The organism is Pantoea sp. CS_6 (genome assembly GCF_041954745.1).
Classification (GTDB): Bacteria; Pseudomonadota; Gammaproteobacteria; order Enterobacterales; family Enterobacteriaceae; genus Pantoea; species Pantoea stewartii.
In genome coordinates this window covers 1-16582 of the sequence record NZ_JAVAYG010000007.1, presented here as the reverse complement: position 1 = coordinate 16582, position 16582 = coordinate 1, and the positions used below count along the sequence as shown (strand labels likewise).

Sequence of the window (16582 nt, the reverse complement as noted above, 5' to 3'; positions counted from 1 at the left end):
AAACTGATATGGCCGAACCCCGTTTTATACATCTGCATGTTCACAGCGACTATTCCATGATCGACGGCCTGGCGAAAACCGGCCCGCTGATTAAGAAAGCGGCTGCGTTAGGCATGCCAGCCATGGCGATTACCGACTTCACCAACCTGTGTGGTCTGGTGAAATTTTACGGTGGTGCGCATGGGGCGGGGATCAAACCGATTATCGGGGCGGATTTTAACGTTGCCAGTGAGCTGATGGGGGATGAACTGACCCAGATTACGGTGCTGGCGGCCAACAACACCGGCTATCAAAACCTCACGTTACTCATTTCCCGCGCGTATCAACGCGGTTACGGTGTGGCCGGTCCGATAATCGATCGTGACTGGCTGGCTGAATTACAGGAAGGCCTGATCCTGTTGTCAGGTGGCCGTCGTGGAGATGTGGGGCGCAGTCTGCTGCGCGGTAACAGCGCACTGGTTTCAGAGTGCCTGGCATTTTATCAGCAACATTTTGCCGATCGCTATTACCTGGAACTGGTACGTACCGGACGACCCGATGAAGAAACCTATCTGCACGCCGCCGTTGAGCTGGCGATTGCCGAAGGCATCCCGGTTGTGGCCACGAACGAGGTCTGCTTCCTGAATGAAGAGGACTTTGATGCGCATGAAATTCGCGTCGCCATTCATGATGGTTATACGCTGGACGATCCTAAACGGCCCCGTAATTACAGTCCTCAGCAATATATGCGCAGCGAAGACGAGATGTGCGAGTTGTTCGCAGACATCCCTGAAGCGCTCGAAAACAGCGTAGAGATTGCTAAGCGTTGTAACGTCACCGTCAGACTGGGTGAGTACTTTCTGCCGCAGTTCCCGACGGGCGACATGACCACCGAGGATTTCCTGGTAATGAAATCCCGTGAGGGGCTGGAAGAGCGTCTGGCGATGCTGTTCCCGGATGAAGCCGTGCGGGCGGAAAAACGGCCGGAATACGATGAACGTCTGGACGTTGAACTGAACGTAATCAACCAGATGGGATTCCCCGGCTACTTCCTGATCGTAATGGAGTTTATCCAGTGGTCGAAAGATAACGGCGTACCGGTAGGGCCGGGACGCGGTTCGGGGGCCGGTTCGCTGGTGGCCTATGCGCTCAAAATTACCGATCTCGATCCCCTTGAGTTCGACCTGCTGTTCGAACGTTTTCTTAACCCTGAACGCGTTTCCATGCCCGATTTCGACGTCGATTTCTGTATGGAAAAACGTGACCAGGTGATTGAACACGTGGCCGATATGTACGGCCGCGAAGCGGTATCCCAGATTATTACCTTCGGTACGATGGCGGCCAAGGCGGTCATTCGTGACGTGGGCCGCGTGCTGGGCCATCCCTATGGTTTTGTCGATCGTATTTCAAAACTGGTGCCGCCCGATCCGGGCATGACGCTGGACAAAGCCTTTGCCTCGGAACCGCAGCTGCCTGAAATTTATGAGGCGGATGAAGAGGTTAAAGCGCTTATCGATATGGCGCGGAAGCTGGAAGGGGTAACCCGAAACGCCGGTAAACATGCGGGTGGCGTGGTGATCGCGCCAACCAAGATCACCGATTTTGCACCGCTGTATTGTGATGAAAACGGTCAGTATCCGGTAACCCAGTTCGATAAAAATGATGTGGAATATGCGGGCCTGGTGAAGTTTGACTTCCTGGGGTTGCGAACGCTCACCATCATTGACTGGGCGCTGAAAATGATTAACCCGCGCCGCGAAAAGCAGGGCTTACCGCCGATCGATATCGCAACCATTCCGCTTGAAGACAAAAAGAGCTTCGACATGCTGCAGCGCGCGGAAACCACCGCGGTTTTCCAGCTTGAATCGCGCGGCATGAAAGATCTGATTAAGCGCCTGAAGCCTGACTGTTTTGAAGATATGATCGCGCTTGTGGCCCTGTTCCGTCCGGGGCCCTTACAGTCGGGCATGGTTGATAACTTCATTGACCGTAAGCACGGTCGGGAAGCCATCTCTTACCCGGATATTCAGTGGCAACACGAAAGCCTGAAGCCGGTACTGGAGCCGACCTACGGCATTATCCTCTACCAGGAACAGGTCATGCAGATTGCCCAGGTCCTGTCCGGCTATACGCTGGGCGGGGCGGACATGCTGCGTCGCGCCATGGGTAAGAAGAAGCCTGAAGAGATGGCCAAACAGCGCTCTGTTTTTAAAGAGGGCGCGGAAAAGATGGGCATCGATGGCGAACTGTCGATGAAAATCTTCGATCTGGTAGAGAAATTCGCGGGTTATGGCTTTAACAAGTCGCACTCCGCCGCTTACGCGCTGGTGTCTTATCAGACCTTATGGCTGAAAGCGCACTATCCAGCGGAATTCATGGCGGCTGTGATGACGGCGGATATGGACAACACAGAAAAAGTGGTGGGTCTGGTAGATGAATGCTGGCGCATGGGGCTGAAAGTCCTGCCGCCGGACATTAACTCGGGTCTGTATCAGTTCCACGTTAATGATGAGGGCGAGATCGTTTACGGTATCGGCGCCATCAAAGGTGTGGGGGAAGGGCCGATCGAAGCGATCATCGATGCGCGTAACGAAGGCGGTTACTTCCGCGAACTGTTCGATCTCTGCGCGCGAACGGATACCAAAAAGATCAATCGCCGCGTGATGGAAAAGTTGATCATGTCCGGCGCCTTTGATCGTCTGGGCCCACATCGTGCCGCCCTGATGAGCGCACTGAACGATGCGCTGAAAGCGGCAGATCAGCATGCTAAAGCGGAAGCAATCGGTCAGGCCGACATGTTTGGCGTGCTGGCCGATGAGCCTGAGCAGGTCGAACAGTCTTACGCCAGCGTCACGCCATGGCCGGAACAGGTGCAACTGGACGGTGAACGGGAAACCCTGGGTTTGTATCTGACCGGCCACCCGATTAACCAGTATCTGAAAGAAATTGAGCGTTACGTGGGTGGGATGCGTTTGAAAGATATGCATCCGACCGATCGTGGTAAGATTACCGTCGCGGCAGGCCTGGTGATTGCTGCGCGTGTAATGGTGACCAAACGCGGCAACCGAATTGGTATTTGTACACTGGACGACCGCTCTGGCCGTCTTGAAGTCATGTTATTTACCGATGCGTTAGATAAATACCAGCAACTGCTGGAGAAAGACCGTATCCTGATCGTCAGCGGACAGGTCAGCTTTGATGACTTTAGTGGTGGCCTTAAAATGACCGCCCGTGAAGTCATGGACATAGATGAAGCGCGTGAAAAATACGCGCGCGGACTTGCTATCTCGCTGACAGACAGGCAAATTGATGACCAGCTATTAAACCGACTCCGTCAGTCCCTTGAGCCTCATCGTTCAGGGACAATTCCGGTGCATCTCTACTATCAGAGAGCCGACGCGCGAGCGAAGCTACGCTTTGGTGCAGCGTGGCGAATATCGCCCAGCGATCGTTTACTCAACGATTTGCGGTCGTTAATTGGATCGGAGCAGGTAGAACTGGAGTTTGACTAAAACAGGAACATTATGAGTCTTAATTACCTGGATTTTGAACAGCCAATCGCAGAACTGGAAGCAAAAATTGATTCGCTTACCTCGATTGGTCGTCAGGACGATAAACACGTCAATCTCGACGAAGAAGTTAAGCGTCTGCGCGAGAAAAGCGTTGAGCTGACACGTAAAATCTTCGCCGATTTGGGCGCATGGCAAATCGCCCAACTGGCGCGACATCCATTACGTCCTTATACCTTTGATTATGTGCGCAATGCGTTTGACGATTTCGATGAGCTTGCGGGTGACCGCGCTTATGCGGATGACAAAGCGATTGTCGGCGGGATTGCCCGCCTCGACGGCCGTCCTGTGATGATCATCGGTCACCAGAAAGGGCGCGAAACCAAAGAGAAGATTCGCCGTAATTTTGGTATGCCGGCACCGGAAGGCTATCGCAAAGCGTTGCGCCTGATGGAAATGGCCGAACGCTTTAAAATGCCTATCATCACCTTTATCGACACGCCGGGTGCGTATCCGGGCGTGGGCGCGGAAGAGCGCGGTCAGTCTGAAGCTATCGCACGCAACCTGCGCGAAATGTCAGGCCTGAAAGTACCGGTCATCTGTACTGTTATCGGTGAGGGCGGTTCGGGTGGCGCACTGGCTATCGGCGTGGGCGACAAAGTGAACATGCTGCAGTACAGCACCTATTCGGTCATTTCACCGGAAGGCTGTGCCTCTATTCTGTGGAAAAGCGCCGATAAAGCGCCGCTGGCCGCAGAAGCGATGGGCATTACCGCGCCGCGTCTGAAAGAGCTTAAGCTGATTGATTCGGTCATCCCTGAGCCACTGGGCGGCGCGCATCGCCATCCGGTCGAAATGGCGCAGACGCTAAAACAGCAACTGCTGGCCGATCTGGCTGACCTGGAAGGGTTAAGCACCGAAGAATTATTAGATCGCCGTTATCAGCGTCTGATGAGTTATGGCTACGCCTGATTCAGTGCTGTGACGTAAAAGCGGACTCCGGTCCGCTTTTTTTATGCCACGAATCTGACTGCGGTTTCGTGGCGTAATTCGCTATGCTTACTCAATGCCTCAACAATCAGGGAGATGTGCATTGAATATTCTGGCGATCATGGGCGCGCATGGCGTGTTTTACAAAGATGAACCGTTACGCGAGTTGGATGTAGCACTGAGTCAGCAAGGTTTTCAGCTCATACGGCCTAAAAACACAGATGATCTTCTCAAACTGATTGAACACAATCCCCGTATCAGCGGTGTGATTTTTGACTGGGATGAGCACAACAGCCCTGAGCTGTGCGGTGAAATTAATCAGCTCAATGAATACCTGCCCCTGTATGCCTTTATTAATACCCACTCGCAAATGGATATCAGCATCAATGAGATGCGGCTACCGCTGCATTTTTTTGAGTACGCGCTGAATGCGGCCGACGATATCGCCTTGCACATCCGCCAGTACACGGATGATTACCTCGACCACATTACACCACCGTTAACCAAAGCGTTGTTCACCTATGTGAAAGAGGGAAAGTACACGTTCTGCACTCCGGGCCATATGGCCGGGACGGCCTTCCAGAAAAGCCCGGTGGGCTGTTTGTTCTATGACTTCTTTGGCGCGAATACGCTTAAGTCGGATATTTCGATTTCGGTGACTGAGCTGGGCTCGCTGCTGGATCATACCGGACCACATCTTGAGGCCGAAGAGTACATCGCCCGCACGTTCGGTGCGGAACAGAGCTATATGGTGACTAACGGCACCTCGACTTCGAACAAGATCGTGGGCATGTATGCCGCGCCGGCAGGCAGCACGATTCTGGTTGACCGCAACTGCCACAAGTCGCTTACCCACTTGCTGATGATGAGCGATCTGATTCCTGTCTGGCTAAAACCCACACGCAATGCCTTAGGCATTCTGGGCGGCATTCCGCAAAAAGAATTTACCCGTACCAGCATTGAACAGAAAGTGGCTGCCACGCCGCGCGCCAGCTGGCCCGTTCATGCAGTAATTACTAACTCGACCTACGACGGTTTGCTTTATAACACGCAGTACATCAAGCAAACGCTCGACGTCCCCTCGATTCACTTTGATTCGGCCTGGGTGCCTTACACCAATTTTCACCCTATCTATGAGGGGAAAAGCGGCATGAGCGGTGAGCGGATACCGGGCAAGGTGATTTATGAAACTCAGTCCACGCATAAACTGCTGGCTGCCTTTTCGCAGGCCTCATTAATTCACATCAAAGGCGAGTACGACGAACAAACCTTTAATGAAGCCTACATGATGCACACCACCACATCGCCCAATTACGCGATTGTTTCCTCTATTGAAACAGCCGCCGCCATGCTGCGGGGGAATCCGGGGAAAAGGCTCATCAATCGGTCAGTCGAGCGCGCGTTACATTTTCGTCGTGAAATACAGCGGTTGCGCGAAGAGTCGGACAGCTGGTTCTTTGATATCTGGCAACCAGAGCATGTGGATGAAGCGCAGTGCTGGCCGATCCAGCCGGGAGACGAAGCGTGGCATGGATTCACCCAGGCCGATCGCGATCATATGTATCTCGATCCGATCAAAGTCACCATCCTTACACCGGGCATGAGCGAGTTAGGAGAAATGGCCGAAGAGGGGATCCCCGCTGCGCTGGTGGCGAAATTCCTTGATGAGCGTGGGATTGTGGTGGAAAAGACCGGTCCGTATAACCTGTTGTTCTTGTTCAGTATTGGCATCGACAAGACCAAGGCGATGAGCGTGCTGCGTGGATTAACCGAATTTAAGCGCGCCTACGACCTGAATCTGCGCCTAAAAAACATGCTGCCGGATCTGTATGCGGAAGATCCCGACTTTTACCGCACGATGCGCATCCAGACGCTGGCGCAGGGGATTCATCGCCTGATTCAGCAACATGACCTGCCGCGTCTGATGCTGAAAGCCTTTGATGTCTTACCTGAGATGAAAATGACGCCGCATCAGGCGTTCCAGCAGCAGGTGAAAGGCAATATTGAGACCGTAAACATAAATGAGCTGGTGGGCCGTATCTCTGCCAACATGATATTGCCTTATCCTCCCGGTGTACCGCTGGTGATGCCTGGCGAAATGATCACAGAACAAAGCCGCGCCGTGCTCGACTTCCTGCTCATGCTGTGTAGCATTGGGCGCCACTATCCTGGCTTTGAGACAGATATTCACGGCGCGACGCTAACCGATGAAGGTGAATATCGGGTACGTGTGCTGAAACAGAGCGGGGAACAGGAATGAAGGACCAACAGGGAGCAAACATGCTACAGCTAACGCACATTCACCATATCGCCATCATTGCGTCAGATTATCATCGCAGTAAAGCCTTTTACTGCGACATACTGGGATTTGAACTGCAAAGTGAGCACTACCGCGAAGCGCGCGATTCGTGGAAAGGCGATCTGGCGTTAAACGGTCAGTACACCATTGAGCTGTTTTCCTTTCCACACCCGCCCGCCCGGGTCAGTCAGCCGGAAGCCTGTGGCCTTCGCCATCTGGCTTTCAGCGTGCCGGACGTGGAAGCCGCGGTGCGCTATCTGGACACGCAGGGCGTGACATGCGAACCCATTCGCATTGACGCGCTTACCGGGAAACCCTGTACCTTTTTTGCTGACCCGGATGGTTTGCCGCTTGAATTGTATCAGGCGTAAACTGGCGGCTTTATGGCTCGTCCCACTGCCTGAGTTATGGAATTATCATGTCTGATTTTGACGCACTGCTGAATGAAAACGACGCGCTGGTAGTGGCGTTTAGCGGTGGCCTGGATTCTACCGTCCTGCTGCATAAGCTGCGGGACTGGCAACAGCACCATCCGGCCTCGCGGTTGCGAGCGCTGCATGTCCATCATGGCCTCAGTGCTAATGCCGACCACTGGGCGGCGCATTGCCAGACCCTGTGCGCAACATGGCAGATCCCCTGCGAGATCCTGCGCGTGCAGGTAACCGATCAGGGCGATGGCATTGAAGCGGCGGCGCGGCAGGCGCGTTATCGGGCATTGCACCAGGCGCTCCATGCGGATGAGAAACTCCTTACCGCACAGCACCTGGACGACCAGTGTGAAACCGTCCTGCTGGCCCTGAAACGCGGCAGTGGCCCGGCCGGTCTGGCGGCCATGCCGGTGGCGGGCTCTCTGGGTAAAAACCCTCTGGTTCGCCCGCTGTTAAGCTGTTCCCGGCAGTCATTAGAGCTGTATGCCCAAACGCATCAGTTGCAATGGGTTGAAGATGAGAGCAATCAGGATGTGCGTTACGACCGCAATTTTCTTCGTCAGCAACTCTTACCGGCCGTCGTGGCACGCTGGCCCCATTTCGCCAGTGCGACGGCGCGCAGTGCGGCACTCTGTGCTGAGCAGGAGCAACTGCTGGATGAGTTGCTGGCGGAACAACTCGCTGCGCTGATTCAGCCGGACGGTAGCCTGTGTTTCTCCGCGTTACTGACCATGAGTGAAGTGCGCAGTAATGCTTTGCTGCGTCGCTGGCTGGCCGGACAGGGCGCGCAAATGCCCTCGCGCGATGCGTTGCGCCGCATTCGTCAGGAAGTGATGCTGAGTCGTGAAGATGCCCAGCCACGGCTACGGTTAGGCCACAGCGAAATTCGCCGTTATCGCCAGCGGCTTTATATTTTGCCGATCAGAGACTCGTTACGCGACTGCGAAATCGCCTGGAAGAATCTCAACCAGACATTGCCCCTGCCGCAGCATATCGGCACGCTGCAGCCCGATTATACAATGCCTTCACTACGACGACCGACGCCGGAGGAACAGGTATTTGTGCGTTTTCACGCGACAGGGTACGTGCATATTGTGGATCGCGCGGGCGGGCGCGAGATGAAGAAAATCTGGCAGGCGTTGAATATCCCGTCATGGCAGCGGGAACGTATTCCGCTCATTTATTATAATCAAACGCTTATTTGTGCGCCCGGCCTGTTCGTGACCCGTGAAGGCGCAGCAGGGGAGGCACAGGGCTGGCAGATTCACTGGCACAAACCTACAGGAGTATCGTTGTGAGGCAATGGATAGTGGCATTAACGTTTTTTACGTTGTTTCCGGCTTGTGCTGCAGGCGATATTCACGCGGGCGAACAGCGTTCGGCGGCCTGTACGGCGTGCCATGGTCCGAAAGGCATTGCGACGGTTCCCCTTTATCCCAGCCTGGCGGGCCAAAACGCCGCTTATCTCGCGCACGCGCTACAGGCCTATAAGAAGGGAGAGCGCAACGGTGGTCAGGCAGAGGTGATGAAAGCGTTTGTTGCGGGGCTCAGCGATGAGGAGATAACAGATTTAGCGGCGTACTACAGTTCGGTAAAGCCCTGATGAGATGGGCGGGAATGCATCCCGCCCGACGGGAAGTGAATTACTCTTCGCTGACCACGACGGTGCCGAGTTCAGGATGGCTAAAACTGGCAATATGATCGAGACGTAACTCGCGCGTTTCACCGGACAGTTCAATGGCCAGATACTCCACGTTTTTACGTGAAAGGATGTCCCTGGCCTTTGCCTTTAGCTGCTCGCCATCTTTTAACGCCAGCGACAGCATCCAGTTTTTTTGGCAGGCGAGTTCCAGATTATCGTAGTCATCGCAATTGATGGGTTTATAAGCTTCATTCATCAACATAGTCGCTCACCAATAAGTTTGCGGCGGCATAAGCCGCCTGTTCCCTGAGAGAAGAGTTTAGCGCAGCATTCGCGGCAATAGCATCAAGCGCGTTAAGCGCGCAGCCGATGGCATCGGGAATATAGCCCAGATCTCCGCTGCCAATTTCGGCATATTTTTGGCGAACTAACTCACAATATTTTTGCACGGGCACCTCCTCAGCAGAGCATAAATACTCTGGTTGATTTGCGACTATATCACAGGCATTTCAAGAAAATCAGCCAGGCGAAAGCAGGAACAGCGAGCAAATCACTGCTAAAGTAGCGGACTACGCCGTATCAGACGTTTCAGGATAAAGCACGAAAGGTTAAGTTGATGAACAGGTCAGAGCGAAAAAACGGGAACCGGACAAAGGCGGGTGGACGATGATTGCGCTGTCACGGAATGTCGAGCTGCCAGACAATGAAATTGAACTGACGGCCATTCGGGCGCAGGGGGCAGGGGGCCAGCACGTCAACAAAACCAGCACCGCTATTCATCTGCGTTTTGATATCGCCGCGTCTTCCCTGCCGCCGTTTTATAAAGAGCGGTTGCTCAGTGCCAGCCATCATTTAATTACCGGCGACGGGACGATTATCATCAAGGCGCAGGAATACCGCAGCCAGGAGATGAACCGCGAAGCGGCGCTGCAACGGCTGGTGAATTTGATTCAGGAGCTCACGAAGGTAGAGAAAGTCCGGCGCTCAACACGACCGACACGCGCGTCGAAAGCGCGCAGGCTGGAAGGGAAATCACGGCGCAGCCAGACCAAAGCATTGCGCGGTAAAGTGCTGTAAGACGTGGCCAGAGAATTACCTGTGGTCGTCAGGAGAACAGAGTCGACCATGCGTTAAAAAAAACGCCCCATGAAGGGGCGTTATGGCAGGCTTACTTGTTCAGTGCCTTGAGCAGGAAATCGACAATCTCATCCTGCTTAATCATCTGCTTTTCACCGGCACGACGGGCTTTGTATTCGATCTCCTGGTTATCAAGATTGCGATCGCCAATCACGATGGTATGCGGGACGCCAATCAGTTCCATATCGGCGAACATAACGCCTGGACGTTCTTTACGGTCATCCAGAATCACCTCGACGCCTTTCGCGCGCAGCGTGTTGTACAGTTCTTCCGCTAACTCTTTTACGCGGAATGATTTCTGCATGTTCATTGGCAGAATCGCTACGTCGAACGGGGCCAGTGCCGCAGGCCAGATGATACCGCGATCGTCATGGTTCTGCTCGATCGCCGCCGCCACTACACGGGTAATACCGATGCCGTAGCACCCCATCGTCATGACCTGATTACGACCATCTTCACCCTGAACGGCCGCTTTCATCGCTTCGGAGTATTTGGTGCCCAACTGGAAAATATGGCCTACTTCGATACCACGTTTGATCTGCAATGTGCCTTTGCCGTCCGGGCTCAGATCGCCTTCTACCACATTACGGATATCAGCAACCTCGGCCATGGGCAGATCGCGTTCCCAGTTAATGCCAACGTAGTGCTTACCGTCCACATTTGCACCGGCGCAGAAATCACTCATCTTCGCCACGGTACGGTCTGCGATAATCGGCATCGTCAACCCGACCGGCCCCAGCGAACCAAAGCCAGCACCCACCACGGCACGAATCTCTTCTTCGGTCGCGAAAACCAGCGGTGACGCAACCAGCGGCGATTTTTCAGCCTTAATTTCGTTCAGTTCGTGATCGCCGCGGACCAGGAAGGCAACCAGAGCATGACCGCTTCCCTCTGCACCCTTGACCATCAGCGTCTTCACGGTTTTCTCAATCGGCATCTGGAACTGATTCACCAGATCGGCGATGGTTTTGGCATTCGGTGTATCGATCTGACGCATTGTTTCCTGAGGCGCAGGGCGTTCGCCCGCCGGTGCCACGGCTTCGGCCAGTTCAATGTTCGCCGCATAGTCAGAGTCGGTTGAGAAGATCACATCATCTTCGCCGCTCTGTGCCAGTACCTGGAACTCATGTGAGGCACTGCCACCAATCGAGCCGGTGTCCGCCTGCACGGCACGGAAATCCAGACCCATACGGCTGAAGATCTGACTATAAGCGCGGTACATCGCGTCATAGGTTTCCTGCAGTGATTCCTGCGTGGTATGGAAGGAGTAGGCATCTTTCATGATGAACTCGCGCGAACGCATCACGCCAAAACGTGGGCGCACTTCATCACGGAATTTGGTCTGAATTTGATACAGATTCAGCGGCAGCTGTTTATAAGAGCTCAGCTCATTACGAATCAGATCGGTAATCACTTCTTCATGCGTTGGGCCGAGCACAAACGGACGTTCATGACGATCGGCAACACGCAGTAATTCTGGACCGTACTGCTCCCAGCGGCCGCTCTCCTGCCACAGGTCTGCGGGTTGGACCACAGGCATTGAAATCTCAATGGCACCGGCGTTGTTCATTTCTTCGCGAACGATGTTTTCGACTTTTTTTAATACGCGCAGTCCGGTTGGCAGCCAGGTATATAACCCTGAGGCCAGTTTACGGATCATGCCAGCACGCAGCATCAGCTGGTGGCTGATCACTTCCGCGTCAGACGGTGTCTCTTTCTGAGTAGAGAGCAGATATTGAGTAGTACGCATTGATTACAATTCCAGTTGATCGGAAATTCACGGACAAAAATAGGCTGGCGGCTAGTGTACCAGTGAGATCACCGGCTAAAAAGCGGGTTTTAACGCGGATCGATGGCCACGACTTCCGTGCCTGCGTGATCAACGCGCCAGCGCACAGTAAACTCAAGCAGCGAGGCGGCATAAATGCGATCCTTTTCCTCACCTTTACGGTAAGCGGGGCGCGGATCCTGCGCAAGAACCTCACGGATAAAGCGGGCAAGATAGGGATAGCGCGCATACTGCTGCAACTGCTGCCCGGCCAGCGGCGAAAACCGCACAGGCATGCTGCTTTCCGGCGCGGACTGCGCAAAACCCGCTCTCGCCTCAGGCAGGGCTTCGGCGAAGGGCAGATAGGGCTTGATATCGACCACCGGCGTGCCGTCCACCAGATCCAGACTGCCCAGCTCCAGAATGACCTGTTGCTTCGCGCAGCGGATGCCTTTGAGCTCAATCAGCGACATCCCAATCGGATTAGGGCGAAAGGTCGATCGCGTAGCAAAAACGCCCATGCGCGCGTTACCGCCCAGGCGGGGCGGGCGAACGGTCGGACGCCAGCCGCCTTCCAGGGTCTGATGAAAAACAAACAGCACCCAGAGATGGCTGAAGTCTTCCAGGCCGCGCACGGCCTCTGCCTGATTATAAGGCGGCAAAAGATGCAGTTCGCCGCCGCCGTCCTGAACCAGACCAGGCTGACGCGGGACAGCGAACTTCTCTTTCCACGGCGAACGGATTACGCCGATCTGCGCAAAGGCAAAATCACTCATTGACTAGTGACTTTCAGCGCCGAACCCTGGCAGACAGCCTGACGGTAGCAGCCCGGGGTGCTGCTCACGATTTCACATTTGTGAAGCAGTACCGCATTAGCTTTCATCTGTGCGGCTTTAATCTGCATACGTTTACGCGCGGTAGCGATATTGGGCGGTGAACTCTGATTGCTCATCTGGCAATCTTCTGCGGAGACTTCACCCAGATCGCGGAAGGGCTTGCTCACCAGATCGGCAGCATCGGTGTACACCTTAACGGGGGCGGGACGATACGCTGGCTTACGTGTCGGTTCGCTGGATTGCTGCGGATGAGAAGGTGCGCTGCTTATTGGGTGATACTCCCGAACACACCCTGTCAGCATCAATGCTAACAAGCAGAGCGGTAAAAAACGCATAGCAACATCCTCAAGTGTCAAAAAGTGGCGTTATTGAAACAAGGACACGGATAAATAACAAGTCAGCAAATGGCAATAACAGAAAGGGCGGCTAAAAGCCGCCCTGAGGGAAAAGATCAGACGACCTTACCAGCCTTTAACGGCACCACCGTTAAACACTTTATTGGCCGCGTCAGCCACTTCGTCAGACTGATAAGCCTGCACGAATTTCTTCACATTTTCCGCGTCTTTGTTGTCTTCACGCGCCACAATCAGGTTCACGTAAGGGGAGTCTTTATCTTCCACAAAGATGCCATCTTTCGCCGGCGTCAGGCCAATCTGGCTGGCGTAAGTGGTGTTGATCACGGCCAGGGCGATTTGCTGATCGTCCAGTGAACGTGGCAGCTGTGGCGCTTCCAGCTCAACAATCTTCAGGTGTTTTGGATTCTCAACGATATCCAGCGAGGTTGGCAGCAGGCCCACACCGTCTTTCAGCTTGATCAGGCCTACTTTCTGCAGCAGCAGCAGCGAACGGCCCAGGTTGGTTGGGTCGTTAGGAATGGCAACCTGTGCGCCATCCTGCAGTTGATCCAGCGATTTGATTTTTTTCGAATAGCCTGCAATCGGATAAACAAAAGAGTTACCTACAGAAACCAGCTTGTAACCGCGATCTTTGATCTGTTGATCCAGATACGGTTTGTGCTGGAACGCATTCACATCGATATCGCCTTTGCTCAGTGCTTCGTTCGGCAGCACATAGTCATTAAAGGTCACCAGCTCAACATCCAGACCGTACTTATCTTTCGCCACTTTGGCCGCCGCTTCGGCAACCTGCTGTTCAGCGCCGACGATCACGCCCACTTTGATATGGTTGGGATCTTTGGCTTTTTGATCGCATCCTGCCAGCGCAATCGCGCCAATTAATGCACCCACAGCGGCAATGTTTTTAAATTTGAAAGACATATCCTTTCCTTAATAGTGATATTGCTTGCTTATTTATGGGACACAGCACGCACGATGCGGTCGCCACAGAATTGTATGAGATACACCAAAACGACTAATAACACTAATACCGTATTCATCACCGTCGCGCTATATCCGATATAACCATACTGGTAGCCAATTTGTCCGAGGCCGCCCGCGCCGACTGCGCCGCCCATCGCCGAGTAACCTACCAGGGTAATCAACGTAATGGTGGCCGCGTTAACAAGACCGGGCAGGGCTTCAGGCAGCAGGACTTTGCGCACGATTTGCATCGGCGTGGCACCCATCGCGCGTGATGCTTCAATTAACCCGGTCGGGAGTTCCAGCAGGGCATTTTCAACCATACGGGCAATAAACGGTGCCGCACCGACAGTCAGGGGCACGATGGCCGCCTGTAAGCCAATAGAGGTTCCAACGATGACGCGGGTAAACGGAATCATCCACACAAGGAGGATAATGAAAGGGATCGAGCGGAAAATGTTAACCAGGGCGGACAGCACACGGTACAGCCCTTTGTTTTCAAGAATCTGTCCCGGACGGGTGACATACAGCAGTACGCCGACCGGTAAACCCAGAACGAAGCCGAAAAAGCCAGAGACAAAGGTCATCATCAACGTTTCCCAGACGCCGCGCCCCAGCAGCGCAATCATCGCTTCAGACATAACCTAATACCTCGACTTTGACATGATGTTCCTGCAGCCACTGAATGGCGGCTTGTGTATCGCTTTCGCTACCGTGAATTTCCGCCAGCATGATGCCAAACTTCACACCGCCAGCGTAATCCATCTGCGCACTGATAATGTTGTTATTGATATTGAAACGCCGCGCTGCTTCAGACAGCAATGGAGCATCGACGGACTGGCCGGTAAATTCCATACGCAGTAATGGCATGCTGTCAGGGCCCGCTTCGGGCGACAGGCGCTGCTGGTAGTCGTCTGGAATATCCAGATGCAGGGTTGACTGGATGAACTGTTGCGCCAGCGGGGTTTTGGGGTGCGAGAAGACTTCACTTACGCTGTCTTTCTCGATCAGCTCACCCTGGCTGATGACCGCAACCTGATCGCAGATGCGTTTCACCACATCCATCTCATGGGTAATTAACAGAATAGTCAGGCCCAGACGGCGGTTAATATCTTTCAGTAATTCCAGAATTGAGCGCGTGGTCGCTGGATCTAATGCGCTGGTGGCTTCATCACACAGCAGAACTTTCGGGTTACTGGCCAGAGCGCGGGCAATGGCAACACGCTGTTTTTGCCCGCCGGAGAGATTGGCAGGCCAGGCATCGTGCTTATCCGCCAGGCCGACCAGCTCCAGGAGCTCAGAGACGCGCTTTTTAATTTCATCACGAGAAAGGCTACCCAACTCTAATGGCAGCGCAACATTGCCGGCGACGGTGCGGGAGTTCATCAGGTTGAAGTGCTGAAAAATCATACCAATCTGACGGCGGGCCTGCGTCAGCTGTCGTTCGCTCAGCGCCGTTAAATCCGCGCCATCAACCAACACGCGGCCTGAAGAAGGGCGTTCGAGCAGATTCACGCAACGAATCAGCGTACTTTTTCCGGCACCGGATGCGCCGATGACGCCATAGATCTGTCCGGCCGGGACATGCAGGCTGACGTTAGATAACGCCTTTATCGTTCGCGAACCTTGCTGGAACACTTTGGTTATATTTTCTAATTTAATCATTACGTTATTTATTGCCGTCTTGCATTATCCGTGGTCTGGTGTGCTGCCATAAAGGACAGCATGCATAAGCTGGATGGATGTTAAGGCATCCAGACGTCTAAATCAATCGAAGTCATGTAAACGGGCATTCTCCCTTTTATGACAATCGTGCGATACTGAGCGGCAATGTTTATAGCAGGAGTTTCTACGTGGCGAATAAAGTCCCGGCCATTTTTCTCGATCGCGATGGCACCCTCAATGTTGATCACGGCTATGTCCACGAAATCGATCATTTCCAGTTTATCGATGGTGTAATTGAAGCGTTGCAGCAACTCAAAAAGATGGGCTTTGCGCTGGTTGTCGTGACAAACCAGTCTGGCATCGCACGTGGCATGTTTAGTGAAGATCAGTTTATGCAGCTTACCGAGTGGATGGACTGGTCGCTGGCCGATCGCGATGTCGACCTCGATGGGATCTATTTCTGTCCACATCACCCGGATGCAACGGTAGAAGCGTATCGCCAGCAGTGCGACTGCCGTAAACCGCAACCCGGCATGCTGCTGGCGGCGCAAGAAGAGCTGCATATCGATATGGCTGCGTCTTATATGGTAGGGGATAAGCTGGAAGATATGCAGGCCGCCCAGGCCGCCGGTATCGGTAAGAAAGTGTTAGTGCGCAGTGGTAAGCCGGTTACGCCGGAAGGCGAGGCATTGGCTGACTGGGTAATAGAGAGTCTTGCGGCGCTCCCTTCCCGTATTAAAAAGGGTTAAAACAGCGCTTTTGTGCAAATTTCAGACGAACAGCAAAAAAGTTTAAATTTGCACTTGCGCTCTGCGAAAGCTTCCCTATAATGCGCCTCCACTGACACGGCACAACGGCTTACGGAATGCGGTGTTCAGCAGAGAACTCCCCGGAGTTTTCGCCGGAGAAAAACTTCTGAAAAAGAGGTTGACTCTGAAGGAGGAAAGCGTAAAATACGCCACCTCGCAACAGACGGTTAACCCGCTGGTTGCACTGCTCTTTAACAATTT

General features: G+C 53.8%; 16 protein-coding genes. 8 read left to right on the top strand and 8 right to left on the bottom strand.

Annotated elements, in window-relative coordinates; translation table 11 throughout:
• Positions 1–8: 8 nt before the first annotated feature.
• The 6 genes from dnaE to RAC90_RS11970 all read left to right on the top strand — a co-directional run bounded on the left by dnaE (position 9) and on the right by RAC90_RS11970 (position 8808).
• Positions 9–3491 (top strand): DNA polymerase III subunit alpha, encoded by a 3483-nt coding sequence (gene dnaE / locus RAC90_RS11995; RefSeq protein WP_110267834.1) that lies wholly within the window; start codon positions 9–11, stop codon positions 3489–3491.
• Positions 3492–3503: 12 nt separating this feature from the next.
• The gene (accA, locus tag RAC90_RS11990; protein ID WP_033740317.1) at positions 3504–4460 is read left to right on the top strand and encodes an acetyl-CoA carboxylase carboxyl transferase subunit alpha; all 957 of its coding nucleotides are present in this window, start codon (positions 3504–3506) and stop codon (positions 4458–4460) included.
• 121 nt (positions 4461–4581) lie between these two features.
• On the top strand, positions 4582–6738 hold the full coding sequence (locus RAC90_RS11985; RefSeq protein WP_375124371.1) for a lysine decarboxylase LdcC: 2157 nt from the start codon (positions 4582–4584) through the stop codon (positions 6736–6738).
• A gap of 20 nt (positions 6739–6758) precedes the next feature.
• Positions 6759–7148, top strand: coding sequence for a VOC family protein (locus RAC90_RS11980; protein WP_033740319.1), 390 nt, complete (start codon positions 6759–6761; stop codon positions 7146–7148).
• A gap of 47 nt (positions 7149–7195) precedes the next feature.
• On the top strand, positions 7196–8503 hold the full coding sequence (gene tilS / locus RAC90_RS11975; protein ID WP_058702029.1) for a tRNA lysidine(34) synthetase TilS: 1308 nt from the start codon (positions 7196–7198) through the stop codon (positions 8501–8503).
• Positions 8500–8808 carry a c-type cytochrome gene (locus RAC90_RS11970; RefSeq protein ID WP_375124370.1) on the top strand — a complete coding sequence of 103 codons (309 nt, stop codon included), beginning with the start codon at positions 8500–8502 and terminating at the stop codon, positions 8806–8808. Before tilS ends, RAC90_RS11970 begins: the two co-directional genes overlap by 4 nt.
• 40 nt (positions 8809–8848) lie before the next feature.
• Here RAC90_RS11970 and rof read toward each other — a convergent pair whose 3' ends face one another.
• Positions 8849–9109 (bottom strand): Rho-binding antiterminator, encoded by a 261-nt coding sequence (gene rof, locus RAC90_RS11965; RefSeq protein WP_033740322.1) that lies wholly within the window; start codon positions 9107–9109, stop codon positions 8849–8851.
• A complete protein-coding gene (locus RAC90_RS11960; RefSeq protein WP_033740323.1) occupies positions 9096–9296 on the bottom strand; it encodes a YaeP family protein in 201 nt (66 codons plus the stop codon). Before RAC90_RS11960 ends, rof begins: the two co-directional genes overlap by 14 nt.
• 217 nt (positions 9297–9513) lie before the next feature.
• Here RAC90_RS11960 and arfB point away from each other — a divergent pair, with 217 nt between their 5' ends.
• A complete protein-coding gene (arfB, locus tag RAC90_RS11955) occupies positions 9514–9924 on the top strand; it encodes an alternative ribosome rescue aminoacyl-tRNA hydrolase ArfB (protein WP_006117783.1) in 411 nt (136 codons plus the stop codon).
• 91 nt (positions 9925–10015) lie between these two features.
• Here arfB and proS read toward each other — a convergent pair whose 3' ends face one another.
• From proS to metN, 6 genes are all read right to left on the bottom strand, one after another.
• A complete protein-coding gene (gene proS / locus RAC90_RS11950) occupies positions 10016–11734 on the bottom strand; it encodes a proline--tRNA ligase (RefSeq protein ID WP_033740325.1) in 1719 nt (572 codons plus the stop codon).
• A gap of 89 nt (positions 11735–11823) precedes the next feature.
• The gene (gene tsaA / locus RAC90_RS11945; RefSeq protein ID WP_033740326.1) at positions 11824–12528 is read right to left on the bottom strand and encodes a tRNA (N6-threonylcarbamoyladenosine(37)-N6)-methyltransferase TrmO; all 705 of its coding nucleotides are present in this window, start codon (positions 12526–12528) and stop codon (positions 11824–11826) included.
• Positions 12525–12923 carry an Rcs stress response system protein RcsF gene (gene rcsF, locus RAC90_RS11940; RefSeq protein WP_054634457.1) on the bottom strand — a complete coding sequence of 133 codons (399 nt, stop codon included), beginning with the start codon at positions 12921–12923 and terminating at the stop codon, positions 12525–12527. The genes tsaA and rcsF overlap by 4 nt, the downstream gene beginning before the upstream one ends.
• Before the next feature lie 126 nt (positions 12924–13049).
• On the bottom strand, positions 13050–13865 hold the full coding sequence (locus RAC90_RS11935) for a MetQ/NlpA family lipoprotein (protein ID WP_033740328.1): 816 nt from the start codon (positions 13863–13865) through the stop codon (positions 13050–13052).
• A 29-nt stretch (positions 13866–13894) separates the two neighbouring features.
• Positions 13895–14548, bottom strand: coding sequence for a methionine ABC transporter permease MetI (locus RAC90_RS11930; RefSeq protein WP_375124369.1), 654 nt, complete (start codon positions 14546–14548; stop codon positions 13895–13897).
• Positions 14541–15572 (bottom strand): methionine ABC transporter ATP-binding protein MetN, encoded by a 1032-nt coding sequence (gene metN / locus RAC90_RS11925; protein WP_033740329.1) that lies wholly within the window; start codon positions 15570–15572, stop codon positions 14541–14543. The genes RAC90_RS11930 and metN overlap by 8 nt, the downstream gene beginning before the upstream one ends.
• 188 nt (positions 15573–15760) lie before the next feature.
• On the opposite strand from metN, the gene gmhB reads away from it, so the two are divergent.
• A complete protein-coding gene (gene gmhB / locus RAC90_RS11920) occupies positions 15761–16321 on the top strand; it encodes a D-glycero-beta-D-manno-heptose 1,7-bisphosphate 7-phosphatase (protein WP_054634455.1) in 561 nt (186 codons plus the stop codon).
• Positions 16322–16582 lie beyond the last annotated feature (261 nt).